Here is a 16,053-nt window from a genome sequence, read left to right on the forward strand (position 1 = left end):
GGTCGGCGTCGAGGGGCATCTGTTCGATGAACCGCAGTTCGACGCCCTCGTCGAGGCACCACTGCAGGAGATCCGCGGCCCCGTCGAGGGTGTCGGGCATGAGGACCGCATTGACCTTCACGCGCCCGATGAACGTTTTGGCGGCCCGGATGCCCGCGAGCACCGAATCGAGGCGGTCACGGCGCGTCAGGGCCGCGAAATGGTCCCGGTCGACGGTGTCGAGGGAGATGTTGATGCGGGTGAGGCCGGCCAGCGCCAGACCCTGCGCGCGGTGTTCCAGTCCGACGGCGTTGCTCGTGATGGCCAGCGGCACATGCGGTGCGACGTGCACGCAGCCGCGGATGATGTCCTCGAGGTCGCGGCGCATCAGCGGTTCGCCGCCGGTGAACCGCACCTCCTGCACGCCGAGCTTGTTCACCGCGATCCCCACCAGGCGGACGAGTTCGCCGGCGTCGAGGAGCCGGTCACGCGGAATGGCCGGCAGACCCTCGGCGGGCATGCAGTAGGTGCACCGCAGCGAACACTTCTCGGTGATCGACACCCGCAGGTCCCGCGCGACCCGGCCGAACCGGTCGACGAGGGTGCCGACCAGCGGCCGGTCGGAGACGTCGGCCGTTCCCGTCCGGATGGACGGCATGCCCATCGCCACCTGCACCACGAAAGTCCCCGTCCGGTCCGTCGATTCCTACTACATACAGAATTGTATTCAGTTGATCTTGGCTGGTCCGGTGGCAGTTCGCAAGCGCTGGCGGCAGAGATCTCCGGCGGGAGCCCCACCGAGGGGAACCGGCGGCACTTCGCGTGCGTCTCATCTCCGACCGACCCCCGTCGTGCAGGAGGAATCATCATCGCCGCAGAGCTGCCGTGCCGCCGCTGCCCCGCCGTGCGCGGGATGCGGCCGCCGCGCCGACGCCCATGAGCATCACCAAGTACCGGACGGCCTCGGGTGCCGCCCGCTGGCGGGTGAGCTGGCGTCTCCCCGACGGCCGCACCCGCAGCAAGGCGTTCGGCACGCTGCGCGAGGCGCGGGCCTTCGAGGCCGAGGCGATCACCGCCCGCACCCGGGGCGTGGTGTTCGATCCCCGGCGCGGCGACGCGGTCCCGGTGTCGGCGATGTACGCCTCCTGGCTGGCCACCCGCCAGGATGTGACGCCGAAGGTCCGGCGCGGCTTCGAAGACAACTGGCGGCTGCACGTGGCCCCGGCGTTCGGGACGTGGCCGGTGACGAAGGTCGACCGGGAGTCCATCCAAGCGTGGGTGAACACGATGGACTGCTCGCCGCGCACCAAGCGGTGGCGGCATTCGCTGCTGCGGATGATCCTGGCGCACGCCGTCGCCGACGGTCTGCTGGTGAAGAACCCCGCCGAGCGCACGGTGTTCCCGCCGCTGGATCTCGCCGAGCACCTCTATCTCACGCACGGCGAGGTCGACGAGCTGGCGACCCGCTGCGGCGCGCAGGGCGACATCGTGCGCATCCTCGCCTACACCGGGTTGCGCTGGGGTGAGCTGACCGGCCTGAACGTCGCCGACGTCGACCTGCTCCGCCGACGGATCTCGGTGCGCCGCTCCATGACCCAGGTCGGCGGCACCCTGATGACCGGAAAACCCAAGAGCCGCGCCGGGATTCGCACGGTCCCCCTCCCCCGATCCCTGATCGCGGTGCTGGCAGCCCGCGTCGACGGCCGGCCGCGTACCGCCCCGGCGGTCACCTCACCGCGCGGGGCGCGGTTGAGCCGGGAGAACTGGGTGCGTGCGGTGCGGTGGCGGGAGCAGGTCACCGCGCTGGGCTATCCGACGCTGCGGGTGCACGATCTGCGCCACACCTATGCGAGTCTGGCCCGCGCCGCCGGCGCAGATCTGCGGCTGCTGCAGGTGGCGATGGGCCACGCCTCGATCACGGTGACCGCACACACCTACGCGGATCTGTTCGACGGCGAGCTCGACGCGGTGGCCGATGCCCTCGATGCGCGCGTGGTGGAGATCACCGGCCCGGCGGTCCCCGAGGAACCGTGACCGGCGCGGGCCGATCCGACCCCGGAAACCAGAAAACCTCCCGGATGAACCGGGAGGTTTTCGTGGTGGCCAGAGTCGGGATCGAACCGACGACCTTCCGCTTTTCAGGCGGACGCTCGTACCAACTGAGCTACCTGGCCCTAAGACGACCGGCGCATCCGGTAGAACCGAATGCGCCGGTCATCTTTGGCGACCCTGACGGGACTCGAACCCGCGACCTCCGCCGTGACAGGGCGGCGCGCTAACCAACTGCGCCACAGGGCCTTGTTTAATTGTTCTGTCCGACTCTCGTTTCCGAGTGCCGCACAGGCGTACCCCCTACGGGATTCGAACCCGCGCTACCGCCTTGAAAGGGCGGCGTCCTAGGCCGCTAGACGAAGGGGGCCGGTCTCGCTTCTCCGCTGGGAGCTCGCATAGCTTATGACAGGTTTTGCGCGCAACACAAATCGGCTGGTCAGAGCTATAAAACGGCGATTTACGCACCCTCGCTGCCTGACGTGCACCCCCTCGCTGCTGGAGGCGCGAAGCCGCCCCCCCGCCGCCTGAGGTGCGAGGAGTGATAGCGACGAGCCACGAAGGCCTCGCAACAAGCCTTGAAACCAAGTGCCCTCACAGCCCCACCGGACACAGTCCCCGCGGCCGGCTCGACACACCCACAGGCCCTCGTTCACCCCGTCCCGGCAAGCTGTAAACTCATCGACGCCCCGGCTCGCCTGGGGCATACGCCCCTATAGCTCAGTTGGTAGAGCTACGGACTTTTAATCCGCAGGTCCCAGGTTCGAGCCCTGGTGGGGGCACCATCGTGACCAGGCGATTCGCTTTCGAGCGAGTCGCTTTCGTCGTTCTGGGCCATTGTCGTAGGCGCAGTGGAAAGTGTTGGGGTGATGCGGGTGCGTAACGACATGCGAATCCCTCCCACGCGGGTCGACCATGGGAGCCCAGACCGGACCATCCCACGAGTTCAGAGTCCTCCAACCCGGCCTGAACCACCCCTGGTTTGATGCCGCTTCCTTCTGAGTCAGGAAGGATGAGCATATGCCTAAGAAAATTGATCCGGAGGTCCGTTCGAGGGCCTTGCGGTTGCTGGAGGCGCACGGCGGGGAGTACACGTCGTTGACTGCCGCGGCAGAGGCGATCGCCAAGCAGGTCGGTGTCGGCGGGGAGACGGTACGTCGGTGGGCCGTACAAGCCCAGGTCGATGCCGGCGCCCGCGCGGGGACCACCTCGAAGGAGTCCGCCGAGATCAAGCGACTCAAGGCGGAGAACAAGCAGTTGCGAGAAGACGTTGCCATTTTGAAAGCGGCGACAACTTTCTTCGCGGGGGAACTCGACCCCCGCAACCGATGATCGTGGCGTTCATAGACCAGATGCGCGCCAACGGTTTTGCGGTCGAGTCGATCTGCCGGGTCTTGCGGGAGCAGGGCTGCACGATTGCCGCACGAACCTACCGGGCATGGCGAACCCGGGCACCTGCCGCACGGACCGTCTCTGATGCCCACGTCGTCGATGCGGTGCGCAATGTCGTCTGGCGCACCGATGACGACGGCCGGCGGAAGATGACTCCGGAGGGCCTCTACGGGCGGGTGAAGATGCGCGCCCATCTGCACCGGACAACCCTGCCTGGGGTGTCCTATGGCGCCGTTGATCGAGCGATGAAAGTGTTAGGCCACAACGGGATTCGAAGGTCCAAGGGAGTCCGCACGACCGTCAGATCCGCTGATGGTGTACGCGCGGAGGACCTGCTGAACCGACAGTTCAGTGCCGCCGAACCCAACCGGGTCTGGGTGACCGATTTCACCTACTGCCGGACATGGGCTGGGTGGGTGTACGTGGTGTTCATCATCGACGTGTTCTCGCGCCGAACCGTGGCGTGGCACGCATCGACATCGAAGACAGTGGAGCTGGTGACGGTCCCGCTTCGGATGGCACTGTGGCAGCGGAATCGGGAAGGGCATCCAGTGAAAGCTGCTGAGCTGATTCATCATTCAGACGCGGGAAGTCAGTACACATCGGTTACACTGACTGAGCGTCTGCGCCTGGAAGACATCGCCGCGTCGATCGGAACGGTCGGGGACGCCTACGATAACGCGCTGACTGAGTCGGTGAACGGCTTGTACAAGACAGAGTGCATCCGGACCACGATCTTCCACTCCGGTCCGTACAAGACCGTCTCCGACGTCGAGTTCGCGACCGCCGGTTGGGTCGACTGGTACAACAACAGCAGGTTGCACTCGAGCATCGGCCAGATTCCCCCGACCGAGTTCGAAACGCTCCACTACTCTGGCCTCGGCCCCGAGGACCAGCCCAAATTGGAGGCGGCACAGAACCTAGGGTGATTCAGCCCGCCGCAGCCGGCCCATAACCCCCGACCGCGGGACCGCCCTGTCTCAACCGATTCGGAACTCGTATCGCGGCCTGCCTCCGACCTGTTCGCAGTAGGACCGCGACTCACACTCGACGAAGATGTCCCCGGAGAAGGTCGAAGTGACACGGATCCTTGCCCGCTCCCCTCCGCCCAGATCGAAGTTCAGAGTGGCAGCGGCCGCACCCGGTCCACAGCTCGCGTCATGCCTCGCGGTGAAGGTCACCCGCCAATTGGACAGCAGACTTCCAGGGAGGTCGAGTCCAGGGGTTTCGATGCAGGACGGGTCGGGTCGGGCGTCGATCATGGTGACCGTCGCTCCCCGGAACCCGGTGGAGACCGCAACGAGGACCCCAGGCTCATTCGTGCGCGGTCCGAGCGACCCAAAATCGAGGCCGTCGAGGCTTCCGGCTGCAGCGTCGGCCATTGCCGTGGCGGGAGCTGCACAGGCGAGTCCTGCGAGAGCGATCGTCGTGGAGGCCAGTACGGCTGCGACACGGTGGACAGACGTCATGCTGTGCTCCTCTATGACTCGCGACCCAGACAGATCGCGATCAAGACACCAGTGCAGCACGGAAGTCCGGAAGATCGTGCGGCTTCGACCGCACCGGGCACGTTTCACTCGAGATCCGCTCGCACGCAACCCGCCCGACCCGTCACGGCAGCCACCGGGCCCCGGATGTTCATCCGGTTGGACGACACCCGTTGCCGCACAATCGAGTACACAACCCGCTATCCTCCCGCTCGAAGGTGACACACCGGCGGCGAAGGTTCCGAAGTCCCCTTCAACGAGTCCTGCTGATCTGGGGATCCCGTACGACACCAAAGAACAGTTGCGCGATCCATCCTCATCTTCGACGGCTAGGACGAGGAAAGCGACCAGCACCCGGCTGATCTGGAGTTCCCTAATGACCACGGGCACAAAGCATCTCCACCAACCGACGGCGCCGTTCTCCGATGACCTGGCCCAGCAATGGTTCGAGTCGTATGCGCGGCCGTCGCCTCTTCCGCTTCATCAACAAGAACGGCGAGTTCTTCTGGACGGACGTGATCGAGTTCCGCCGGCCGGGCGTGCACAACGACGGCGGATTGAACGACATCGGCCGGATCGAGCGCCCGTTCTCCCGTGAGATCAAGCCCCCACGAAACACCGAGAAGCGCGAGCGCAGCAAGGCCGTCTTCTGGTCGGATCGCAGTGACGGGTCCGACTACTTCCGGTGGACGGGCACCGAGAACCGGCACAGAGACGACGACGCCCTGAGCGAGGAGCGCCGTGCCCCGGCCATCGTGCCGTCACGTCTCGAATCGATCGAGGACTACGTTGCTCGAGCGGTCGCCAGGACCATTGCGCTGCAGCGGATTGCGCAGTCACGATCGGCCTCGTCGCGACGGGGGTCACGCCTGTAGGCGGACCATCGTCATCGTCGTGCCGGCCGCCGAAATACCAGAAGGAGCGCGATGACGCCCGTCACACGTCCCCAACGGCCGCAGCGGGGTCCCCGGCGTAGCGCGTGTCGGGACTGCAATTCTCGCCGACGACGGCGTGTGGGTCGATCACCGCGCCTTCCCCGACTGTGACGCCGGCCAGGATCACGGCACCGTCCCCGATCTGGGCGCCCTGGCCAATCAGCACCGGTTTCGCGTCCCGTGTCGCACCGGACGCGTCTTGCCTCGTCAGAACCCGTACTCCGGCGCCGATCCGAACGCCGGCGGCGAGGTAGACAGGCGCATCGCCGTCGAACCACGCCTTCTCGCCGATCGAGATGTCGCTGCCGCCGAAGTAAACATTTGCACCGATGGTGCTTTCGGCGACATCCCAGCCGAGCGCTTTCAGGGTCCGCCATCGGAGGGCTCTGGGCACAACCGGAGAAGCCACGACCTTGTTGACGATGACGTCGCGCTTTCCTGTCGCCCCCAAGCGCTTGTTGGTCCCCACGCGACCATCATCGGCCACGCCTGCAGCGAGACACGAACCAGAATTGTCGCCTGTTTAGACGTATTTCGCCCTGCGGGCTACTCGTCCCATGTCACCGGCCCGTCGACTTCGCCATCTCCGCGTCCGACCGCGAAGTCGGAGTCGCGGCGTCGTTGCTCAAGGCCTGATCCGAACTCGCTCCGGCGGTCTTCGGTAGTTCAGTGCCGTAGTACGCGTAGCTGTACTCGGTATCCCGAATCGGCGCGTCGTTGAGCACGCAGCCGAGGACCTTCAACTGTGCCAGAGCGAGCTGGTTCGTCACCTGGTCGAGCTGCGGCCTGGTTGTCCGTCCCGAACGGGCGACGAGCAGCACGCCGTCCATCCACTGCCCCACTGCCACGGCGTCAGCAACCGGGAGTACCGGAGGCGTGTCGACGATGACGTGGTCGTAACTCTCAGCAAGTTCAGCGAAACCCCGGCCGGCCTGTTCGGAGGCCAGGAGTTCCCCGGCGTTCGGCGGGATCGGCCCGGAGGCGATGACGTCGAGATTGCGGAAGCCGCTTGACTGAACGACATCTAGGATTTCCGCGTCGCCGCGCAGATAGTCGGTCAATCCGATCGCGCCGTTGACGGAGATTCGGCTGCCCAGGCCGGGCTTGCGAAGATCGGCACCGACGAGGATGACGCGGCGTCCGAGCTCAGCCAGGGCGAGGCTGAGGTTGACGGCGGTTGTGGTCTTTCCGTCGCCAGGTGCCGGGCTGGTGACCAGAATCCGGGGGCTGTCGCGCCCCACGGACACGAACTTCAGGTTCGTACGCAGCCGTCGATATGACTCGGCGGTCGGCGAAGCGCCTCCGGCGAAGTCAGCAGTCCGGTCCCATTCCAGCTCGTTCGAGCTGGGCACCGTCGCCAGAACCGGGCCGAGTCCCGCCGAGGTGAGGTCTTCTTCGTTGCGCACACGGGTGTCAAGTCGGTAGAACGCAACCATCAGTGCCGCGGCGAACAGCAGCCCGCCCAGCACACCGAGTGCGATGTTGAACAGCGTGTTGGGTGACACGACGTCGTTGGTCGGAGCCGCCGGGGTGATGACTGTCAGCGTGGTGACCGGTCGGCCACCGTCGATCGGTCGTTCAAGCGACTCAACGTAACCGACCATCGAGTTCGCCACGGCGTTCGCCAGTCGGGCAGCCTCGTCACTGCTCGAGTTGACGGCCGCGATGGTGAGCAAGACCGTGCCGGGCTTGCTGGTCACCGAGATCTGCGAACGCGCCTCGGAGACCGTCAGCGGAAGACCACCGTCCTCGATGGCGCGGGTCAGGATCACGTCGGATTGAGCGAGTTCGGCGTAGGAAACCATGCGCTGCTGCGAGGCGAGCGACCCTTGATATGCGCTCTGGGCATTGGTGTCCGTGGCCGACGTCGCGTACAGAACCGCTTCGGACTCATACTTCGGCGTCGTCATCAGGCTCGCAGCAAGACCGACGAGCGCACCCACGCCGATGCAGATGACGATCACCCACCACCGGCGTTGCACCACCGCACGAACTCGGCGCAGACTCTGTTGTGCCTTGTCAGCTGCGGTTCCAGGCGATCCACCTATTGGCGCCGGAGGTGGAACAGATCCGGTGAATACGGCTGTCATATTGATCTCCTTGAGAAGTATTCGGTGGCCATCTGCTCAGGCCTGTCGATCATCGGGAGAGAACCGTCTCGGCTCACACCCGCCCCAAACTCATCGGACGCTGAATACCTCCGAAACATCCCGTCGAATACTGGCGGGCACAACACCATCGGGCTCGGGGACGCCGAAGGCAATTCCGACCGCGATGCGCTCTCCGGGTTGCAGCGAAAGGCCGTCGGCCAACACCTTCTCCTCGGCGAAGGTGTTGCCGAACTGGAGCAGGCAGGAGCCAATTCCCTTCCACTGCAGCGCATAGACCAGCGTCATCGCGAACAGTCCGGCGTTCAGATATCCCTGGTTACGCTCGCCATAGAAGTCGAGGCTGCGCGCGTCAAAGGTGACCACTGCGAGACGGCAGGTGTCGAAGTCGATGCCGCCAGTCCCGTGCAGGGTTCGGTACAACAACTCCTTGGCTTGCGGATCGTCGAAGACCCGCAGTCCCACCATCTGCCGGTTACAGGCCGACGGGGAGCGCATGGCCAGCTCGATACACAACTGCAGGTCGTCGTCGGAGACCGGCAGATCGGTGAACCGTCGAGTCGAATGCCGTCCGCGCACAAAGTCTTCGAAGGGCAGTTCCTTCCAGGAACTGGAGTCGAGATGGTTTGCCGATGCGACACCGGCCACGAAGCCGCAGTCCCATGGGGTGTCAATGTCGATCAGCGCATCGAGTCTGCCTCGGATGGACGCGGCATGGACGTCGTCGCCCTCGCGGGACTTGATGAAGTCGGACCAGGACCGCAGGACCTCGACTCCGATGGCGAAGGCAGAAGATTCCCTTGTCGCGGAGGACGACTTCTCCAGCCGCCCCATGAGATCCTCGGCTTTGCTCCGTCCGAACACCCGCGCGTTCCGGTACGACAGTCCCTTCTCCAGCGAGTGGGACAGGATCATGATCTTGTACTGCTCGTGCTCGGGGTCGGGGCCACCGTCGAGCAGGTGGCGACTCATGAACGTCGCGTCTGCGAAGTACTCCTTGTAAACCTTAGCCCTCTTCACGGTTCGACGAAGAGACTGCGACTGCTTCAGGCGCGCTTTCAGGTTCATTGGTCACCTTCTTTCGGATAAGTCTGAGAATGAATGGTTCGGTAGCCACGACGGCGACCGAAATGAAGAGGAACACGACGATTTTCAGTACCAGCGTCCACACACTGCCGAGTGGCTCGGTTACCAGAGGCACGACGAACATCGCGAAGCCGACACTGCAGAGTCCGACGAACTGCAGTCGCAGGACACGCGACCACGGAATGCCGGCACCGTCGGCGCGAAGCGCGAGGCGACAGGCTATACCACTCATCAGCACTCGTTGGATCAGTTGTGCCACAGCCACACCCATCAAACCCCACATGTACGCCATCGGAATCGCGGCCGCGAGCGAGATCACGCTGGAACTGGTGGACACCACCATGGCGGGACGGGTGCCGCGCTCAAGGAACAACAACTCGGTCAGCGACGGGTAGTAGATGGATTTCACCATCATCGACAGCGCCAGTACCGGGATGATCACAGCCGCATCGTGAAAGGCTACCGGTGTCAGGATGGCAAGCGCCTCAGAGCTGAACAGCGCAGCGGCTGCGGCGATCACGACGTTCACGGCGACGAATCCGGCGATGAGATCGTGGATCCGATTCCGCCAGCCCGGTGCGCCGCCCTTGGCCTCGCTGAAATAGAACGGCATGAACGCACGATGCATGGCGGTCTGGACGGCATCGATGACGTTGACCACGTACATGGCGATGTTGAACAGACCCACCGCGGCCGCGTCGATGACCCGGAGGATGACGAGTCGGGTGGCGAACGCCGTGGCTTGCAGAGACACGGAATGCGGAACCATCGGCAGCGAATAGGCCAGGATCTCCCGCAGATCCGCCATCCGGAATCTGCTCCAGAGGGCACCGGTACGCATGGCGTCGAGGATGCACAGCAGAGCTGTGATTCCGTTCGCGCATAACAGCGCCAACGACGTGCCGCCGACTCCCATCTCCGCAGGCCCGACGAACGCGACCGTGAAGGCGGCGTTCATCAGGAAGTATCCAACGGAACAGACCACGAATCGCTTCGGGGCCTCGGAGGTCTGCAAGAAGGACAGGTAGACCAGGGTGACCGGTTGGAAGATGACCGCGACGACTGCCAAAGCGACTGCGGGATAGAAGTCCAAGCCCGGGAACACCGCGTCACCGTAGAGCGGCGCTGCCACCAGGAGGATCACCGCGATGATCAGCCCGGTGGGCGTGAGCACGGTGATCACCGCGGACAGCGCTGCCTTGCGACGCTGTTGTGCCTCGGCGGCCCCCCGCTCGGACTCGCTCAGATGGCAGTACCGCATGACGCCGAAGTCGAGGCCCAGAGTCGCGATCGTCGACATCAACAGTGTCGCCGTGACGAGCATGCTGAAGTAGCCGTACTCATCCGGGGTGAGCAGTCGCGTGTAGACCGGCAACAGGATGGCTGCCGACAGTTTCTGCAGCAACGACGCCGCGATGTAGATCGTCGAGCTTTTCGCCACCGCTGGGCGGGTACGTGTGGTCATAGACGACTCCGAAGAGTCTCGACCATCTCGCGCGTGGTTGACCTCGCGTGCTCTCGTTCTTTCTCGAGATTGGCCGCGATCGCTTCCGCACCGAGCGGATCGGGCGCGAATGCCAGTTGTTCGACCCTGTTCAGCATCGCGTCGATGCTGTCCGGCGCCGCGCTGGTGAGATCGAAGTAGCGATCCAGACAGTCCAACTTACCGAGAATGTTCTTGATCTTGCTCTCGTACCGGCCGTAGGTCGCTTCGGTGTCGAATGACACGAACCGCGCTCCCGACCGGATGCTCATACAGGTCCCGTGGAAGAAGTCGGTGACCACACAGTCGAAATCGGCGAAGGCGGTCGCGAACTCCTGCGGCGTGAGTCGGATGAACCGGCTGTTGTCCTGGCGGATGAAACACGAATAGAGGTCCGCGCGGCCGTTGAATCGCTCCGAGATATTGGTTCCGATGTCCCGGTTCTTGACCATCATCAGGATGCGCGGCCGATGCGCCACTGCTCTGCCGGCCCGCGCACGGCCGGACGGCGTACCGAGCGACTCGCACTGCAGGGTCGGGTCGATGATCTCTGTCACCGGCCGGGCGATCAGTTCATCGACCAGACTGCGCGTGATGCCATCGCGCACGGTGATGTAGGAGTACCCCTCGAGTGAGTTCTTCAGCCGATCGCGATCGGACGGCTGCAGTGCGTTGATATCCAGTCGGTTCGCCGACGTGGCGAAGCTCGCTTTGGGTCCGGGAAGGTCACTCGGCAGGTAGTAGATGCTGTCGATGCCGATGTGGGCGAGATTCCACACCTCGTCGGAGCCGGTGATGTAGCCGGCGTAGCGATCCTCGAGGAACGCCGTCGCTGCCCTGCGGTCCTCGATGTTGATCCACCGGGAGTCGATCTGCGGGAGAACGGGTTTGATGAATCGCCGCATGGACACGAAGTTCATTGCGCGCGACGGACCGAAACTCGGGTTCTTCGGGTTCGCGATGGACATCAGACGGCGCCGGCGCACTGCTCCGACATCCGTTGGCACCAGCTCGAATTCGAGATCAGGCGCGCTCTCCGAGAGCACCTTGTGGGTGGCGTAGGCCTGGAGAACCGTCCCGTAGTTCTCCGACTGGGTCAAGGTGACGATCCCGATCCTGGTCTTACCGTTCGGCGACTTCACTGGCGACTCCGCTTCCTTCCTCTTGGCGAGCCGAAACTCGGTACTCGTGAATCCACCGCTCGATCAGCGCGAGCACCAGGAACAACGCCACCCAGTACGAGGTGTGGGTGATCAACCGGGACGTGATCAGGACGAACATTGTGTATGTGATGAGCAGACTCGCCACTCGCGAACTCCGAGCGAGATACACAAGCGCGCAGACGTACACGGCAACACCGATGAACCCGACTTCCATGTGCAGACGGAGTGTGTCGTTGTGCAACTGCGAGTTCCAGTAGGTGCCGAAATGGTTGTCGACCAGCGCGCTGAGCAACGGGTTCAGCGACCCGAAACCAGTCGTCTGAGAGAGGAGTCCGGTGGCGATCTGGTAGATCTCCAATCGGCCCGTGGTGACCGTGTTGATGTCGACACCGAAACGTTCGGCGGCCAGTTCGACAAAGCCTTGCGAGTACACGTACATCACCAAGTACGGGCTGGCGATGCCGATAGCCGCCAATCCCAAGAGGTAGCGACGCGATGCCGGCTTCATCGACCTCAGCCATCGGGAGGCGATGATCATCGCCGGCGCCAGCACGAACGATGCTCGCTTCAGCGAGAGCATCGTCAGCGCACCGGCAGCCAGTGCCAGCAACTTCCGGTTCCGGAACACGAAGTACGCCTCGACAATCAGCAGGTCGTGGGCGAAGGACGACTCGAAGGGGGAACTCGACGCCGACCAACTGATCTCGGTCACGCTGGCGAGACTGAAATCGGTGGAGAAGGCGAGCACGAAGTATGTGGAGTAGCGCGCCAGCAGAATGATCGCGTAGAGGTCGAGTTGTCGAGCGGTGGCGGTGTTCACGACACACAGGGCGATCAGTGCTGGCGCAACGATGTAGAAGGCCTGACCGACCCCCGTCCATGTCAGTGTCTCGAGGGCCGGGTACTCCCGGATCCACGAGATGACCACCAGAACCGCCGCGGCGCCGATGAGGACCGAGAACGATCGCAGAAAGTGGATGTCGCCGAGGCTGTGCCAACGAGTCACCAGGAGCCATGCGATCCTGGCGCCGGCCGCGACGAGCAGCAGCGCGAAGGCCCCGTAGTACAGGCCTTTCGGCGCGTATCCAGTCATGTAGATGACATGCAGGAACGCATAGATGGTGAAGAGAGCCAGGAACGTCCATTGGAGCAGTCGTCCCGCGTTCGGTGTGGCCTGGACCGGTACCTGCGGAGCGACACTCGCTTCGGGCACCGGAACTGTGTCCGCACGGTCCTCGGACAATGACTTCGTCATGACGCAAGACCTTGGACGTACTCCCACGACGAACCGGCGAGTGCGCTGAGTCGGTCGCGAACCTCACCGGCGTCGTAGTCCGCCGACGCCGGAAGGTCGTCACCGTTGGCGATCGCCAGGCGTTCGAGGCCGACCGACCGCAGCAGATCGGTGAGCCGTGCTGGCCCAGTGTCCGGCAGCACCGGATACACCGGCCGACCGAACATGAGACTGAAGGACAGTCCGTGGAACGAGTCCGTGATCACCGCCTCGGCGTCGCGAAAGAGGGCGACGAAGTTCTCCGGCGTCACCAGATAGTGGGGTCGGCCGCGCGCCCCGACCAGTCGCTTGATGTCGACGTTCACCCGGCGGAGTGGCAATCCCATCCGTTGGGCCAATTCCTCTGCGCGACGGTTGAAGTCAGGGGTGTTGTGCAGTTGATAGGCCAGGACGTAAGGCTTGTCAGGTCGTTCCACCTCGGCGGCGAACGATGCCCAGAAGTCGCGTCCGTGGAGGAGGACGGGATCGACATCGCGGCGGACACTCACTCCGTACTCGTTCAGGGTCGGAACCGCGGACGGCTCGCGGACCGAGACGGCCTGGAAGTCACCGAGCAACCGGCGAGTATCGGCGGAGTCGGTGGTCACCCCGGAACCGAAACTGGCGGCGTAGCTGTACTTCTTGTGCACGTCGAGCACTGGCCGCAGAAAATAGGCCTCGTCGATGGCACCGTGGATGCAGTTCCACACCTGGTCGCTGCCTACGACGATGCGATCGAAGTCGTCGGCGATGGCCTCGACGTCGGCACCGTCGGTGATCTTCCGGGTCAGACGCAGGTTCTTCTTCTGGAAGCCGCGGAATCGGCTGGCCATGACCGCGTAGTTCGGCCCCTGGATCGCCAGGTAGGCGGTGCTTCGTACCACCGAGTCCCGCATCCGGGACTCACGCAGGCTGGCGGTCGCGAGCCCGAAGCGGCTGTCCGACGGTGGCACGTAGTCGACGACGTGGACATCGGCACCGGACTGGGAGAGCGCTTCCTGTAATGCAATCGCCTGCAACAACGAGCCGTAGTTCGGGTAACAGTGGCGAGTCAGTATTCCGACTCTGCTCATCATGCGGCCCCGCTCGCACGCTGAGAGTTACCGAGATCGACTCGAGCCGCACGAGCACGCCACGGAACCGGAGACTTCGGCTGTGCCTCGTACACCGAACGGAGAACATCGGCGACGACGACGGTGGACACGTGGGACCTCGCCCAGTCTCGGCACGCTTCGCGTACGACGTCACGTTCCTCACCCTCACGGGCGCAGTTGATCATGGCCTCGGCCAGAACCTTTGTGGACTGATCTAGATCGTCGTCGGCGAGACTGACGAGGGTCACCTCGTCGAGCCCCTGGAATGTCTCCCACTCCCCCACCTCGGAATACACCGCCGGCGTGCCACACGCCAGGGACTCCAGGATCACCATGGGAAGCACTTCGGCTCGACTCGGCAGCACGGTCGCAGTGGCCGCGGCCAGATGTGCTGTGACGGCGTCACGGTCGAGGCGACCGACGTAGCGCACGTTGTCTTGTGCGCTGGCCTTGAGCTTCGCCTCGACCTCGTGGTTTCCGTCTTCGATCGGTCCGGCGATGAGCAGGTTCGCGTCGGGCAACGCCTCGTGGACGAAGGGCCACGCATCCAACAGGCGGTCGATTCCCTTGCGATCACCCACTTCTCCTGCGAAGACGAATGTGGGTGGGGCGTCGTCGGAGGGATGCGAGCCGGCGGAGGATATGAGAGTTGCCGAGATCGGGTTGAGGACGACGGTGGTGTCGATGTTCGGGTCGATGCGCTCGACGAGGCGCTGATGCCGTCGGCCGAGGCAGATCGCGGTGGTGGACGATTTCAGGATCAGTTTCGTGAGCCGGGGATACTTCTCGACGTGGCGCTCGAAGTCCGCCCCGTGCAGGCTCACCACGCAGGGCTTGTGCAGGGCACGCGCCAGCAGAACGACCATCCCCTCACGAACGAAACTCCCGAACTCGCTGAGATGAACGTGCGCGATGGTCCAATCACTGCGGCTCAGCGTCAGCCGCAACGCGACACGCACGGCCGAACCCAGTGACGCGATCCCACGTTTGGATCCCCAGGTGGGCATGGCGATCTGCTCGAAGGGCCCGGAGTCCATTTCGATGTACTCGCGGATCACCGTCGCCATTCCGCCGGCGCCCGAAGGCTCCGGACCCACCTGCACGACCACGGGTGCTTCCGCCGGGGAGGAACCGGTGCTTGCGCGCGTCGGCTCCTTGGCGGTCAATTTCCGCTGCACAGCTGTCTTCTCGGAGGCCCACGCCGTCTGAGCGGCGATCGGCAAGAACTTGGGGCCGTCGAGCAGGTAGCGCCGCCACAGACGTTTGGGTTCGCTGGCCAGGCGCCACACCCATTCGAGAGCCAGGCGTTGCATGATCTCCGGTGCGCGACGGACCTTGAGCGCGGCGAAGTCAGCGGCCGCACCCGAACCCACATACACCGCGGGCGGAAGACTCTCCTTCCAGTGGGCGTACCAGCATTCCTGTTTGGGCGACCCCAGTCCGAGAAAGACCACGTCGGGCTCCAGTTCGACGAGGCGTTCGACGACCTCGTTGCATGCCGGGTCCTCGACGCCATCGACGAACGGGAACGGCACCGCCACGACGTCGGCTCCGGTCATCTCCTGCAGGTTCGTCGCCGCCTGGACGGCGACACTGGTCTCGCCACCGGTGATCACCACCCGCCAGCCGATGACAGCGGCCTTTCGGCATACGTCGAACAGTAGGTCGGCGCCGGTGTTCCGGGCCACAGGCCTGGTTCCGAGGAACGATGCGAGCTTGGCCACGGGCACACCGTCGAGAAGTGCAAGGTCGGCCTGTGCGTAGCCTTTCCGCGATTCTTCCGACGTCTCCAACCGAATGAGGTGATCGACGTTGGGTGTCACGACCAGGCGAGTTGCATGAGCCCGCACCAGCGTCTCCACGTGCTCGAGCACGTCGTCACTTCCTCCGGTGACGACCGGTATTCCCCCGATGTACAGATTCTCCCCGACCCAGGTCAGCAGGTTCGACTCGTTCATTTCATCCTCAGGATCTCGGGATCAGACACTGGCGAAAATGTCTGGT

At 64.2% G+C, this 16,053-nt stretch carries 12 protein-coding genes and 4 tRNA genes; 4 read left to right on the plus strand and 12 right to left on the minus strand.

All coding sequences use genetic code 11. The features are described 5' to 3' along the window. A partial coding sequence (locus tag OK17_RS21215; protein ID WP_461418673.1) for a radical SAM protein occupies positions 1–658 on the minus strand: 658 nt, incomplete at its 3' end. A 257-nt stretch (positions 659–915) separates the two neighbouring features. On the opposite strand from OK17_RS21215, the gene OK17_RS21220 reads away from it, so the two are divergent. Continuing rightward, positions 916–2,013 (plus strand): tyrosine-type recombinase/integrase, encoded by a 1,098-nt coding sequence (locus OK17_RS21220; RefSeq protein WP_461418687.1) that lies wholly within the window; start codon positions 916–918, stop codon positions 2,011–2,013. Between the two features lie 63 nt (positions 2,014–2,076). On the opposite strand, the gene OK17_RS21225 is transcribed toward OK17_RS21220, so the two are convergent. The 3 genes from OK17_RS21225 to OK17_RS21235 form a co-directional block, all read right to left on the minus strand. After that, positions 2,077–2,153 (minus strand) — tRNA-Phe (locus OK17_RS21225). A gap of 47 nt (positions 2,154–2,200) precedes the next feature. Further along, positions 2,201–2,277: transfer RNA gene (locus OK17_RS21230), tRNA-Asp, on the minus strand. A 48-nt stretch (positions 2,278–2,325) separates the two neighbouring features. Then, positions 2,326–2,398 (minus strand) — tRNA-Glu (locus OK17_RS21235). Between the two features lie 339 nt (positions 2,399–2,737). Here OK17_RS21235 and OK17_RS21240 point away from each other — a divergent pair. From OK17_RS21240 to OK17_RS21250, 3 genes are all read left to right on the plus strand, one after another. Continuing rightward, positions 2,738–2,813: transfer RNA gene (locus OK17_RS21240), tRNA-Lys, on the plus strand. Between the two features lie 235 nt (positions 2,814–3,048). After that, positions 3,049–4,349, plus strand: a protein-coding gene (locus OK17_RS21245; RefSeq protein ID WP_461418674.1) for an IS3 family transposase whose coding sequence is annotated in 2 segments (ribosomal slippage) — positions 3,049–3,322 and positions 3,322–4,349 — 1,302 coding nt in all. Because the reading frame shifts where the segments join, the coding sequence is not laid out codon by codon here. 983 nt (positions 4,350–5,332) lie between these two features. Then, positions 5,333–5,782, plus strand: coding sequence for a hypothetical protein (locus OK17_RS21250; RefSeq protein WP_232719522.1), 450 nt, complete (start codon positions 5,333–5,335; stop codon positions 5,780–5,782). A gap of 61 nt (positions 5,783–5,843) precedes the next feature. Here OK17_RS21250 and OK17_RS21255 read toward each other — a convergent pair whose 3' ends face one another. From OK17_RS21255 to OK17_RS21290, 8 genes are all read right to left on the minus strand, one after another. Further along, positions 5,844–6,311 (minus strand): acyltransferase, encoded by a 468-nt coding sequence (locus OK17_RS21255; RefSeq protein WP_232719521.1) that lies wholly within the window; start codon positions 6,309–6,311, stop codon positions 5,844–5,846. A gap of 91 nt (positions 6,312–6,402) precedes the next feature. Then, positions 6,403–7,932, minus strand: coding sequence for a tyrosine-protein kinase domain-containing protein (locus tag OK17_RS21260; protein WP_269785354.1), 1,530 nt, complete (start codon positions 7,930–7,932; stop codon positions 6,403–6,405). A 90-nt stretch (positions 7,933–8,022) separates the two neighbouring features. Then, positions 8,023–8,922, minus strand: a complete 900-nt coding sequence (locus OK17_RS21265) for a nitroreductase family protein (protein ID WP_232719519.1) — start codon at positions 8,920–8,922, stop codon at positions 8,023–8,025. A 34-nt stretch (positions 8,923–8,956) separates the two neighbouring features. Next, entirely contained in the window at positions 8,957–10,501 is a 1,545-nt protein-coding gene (locus OK17_RS21270) for a lipopolysaccharide biosynthesis protein (protein WP_461418675.1), read from the minus strand. Next, positions 10,498–11,661 carry a polysaccharide pyruvyl transferase family protein gene (locus tag OK17_RS21275; protein WP_232719517.1) on the minus strand — a complete coding sequence of 388 codons (1,164 nt, stop codon included), beginning with the start codon at positions 11,659–11,661 and terminating at the stop codon, positions 10,498–10,500. Before OK17_RS21275 ends, OK17_RS21270 begins: the two co-directional genes overlap by 4 nt. Next, on the minus strand, positions 11,642–12,937 hold the full coding sequence (locus OK17_RS21280) for an O-antigen ligase family protein (protein ID WP_232719516.1): 1,296 nt from the start codon (positions 12,935–12,937) through the stop codon (positions 11,642–11,644). The genes OK17_RS21275 and OK17_RS21280 overlap by 20 nt, the downstream gene beginning before the upstream one ends. After that, entirely contained in the window at positions 12,934–14,031 is a 1,098-nt protein-coding gene (locus tag OK17_RS21285; protein ID WP_461418676.1) for a polysaccharide pyruvyl transferase family protein, read from the minus strand. Before OK17_RS21285 ends, OK17_RS21280 begins: the two co-directional genes overlap by 4 nt. Next, a complete protein-coding gene (locus OK17_RS21290; RefSeq protein ID WP_232719514.1) occupies positions 14,028–16,007 on the minus strand; it encodes a WecB/TagA/CpsF family glycosyltransferase in 1,980 nt (659 codons plus the stop codon). The genes OK17_RS21285 and OK17_RS21290 overlap by 4 nt, the downstream gene beginning before the upstream one ends. Between the last annotated feature and the right edge of the window lie 46 nt (positions 16,008–16,053).

It is taken from the genome of Gordonia sp. GN26 (assembly GCF_054823965.1).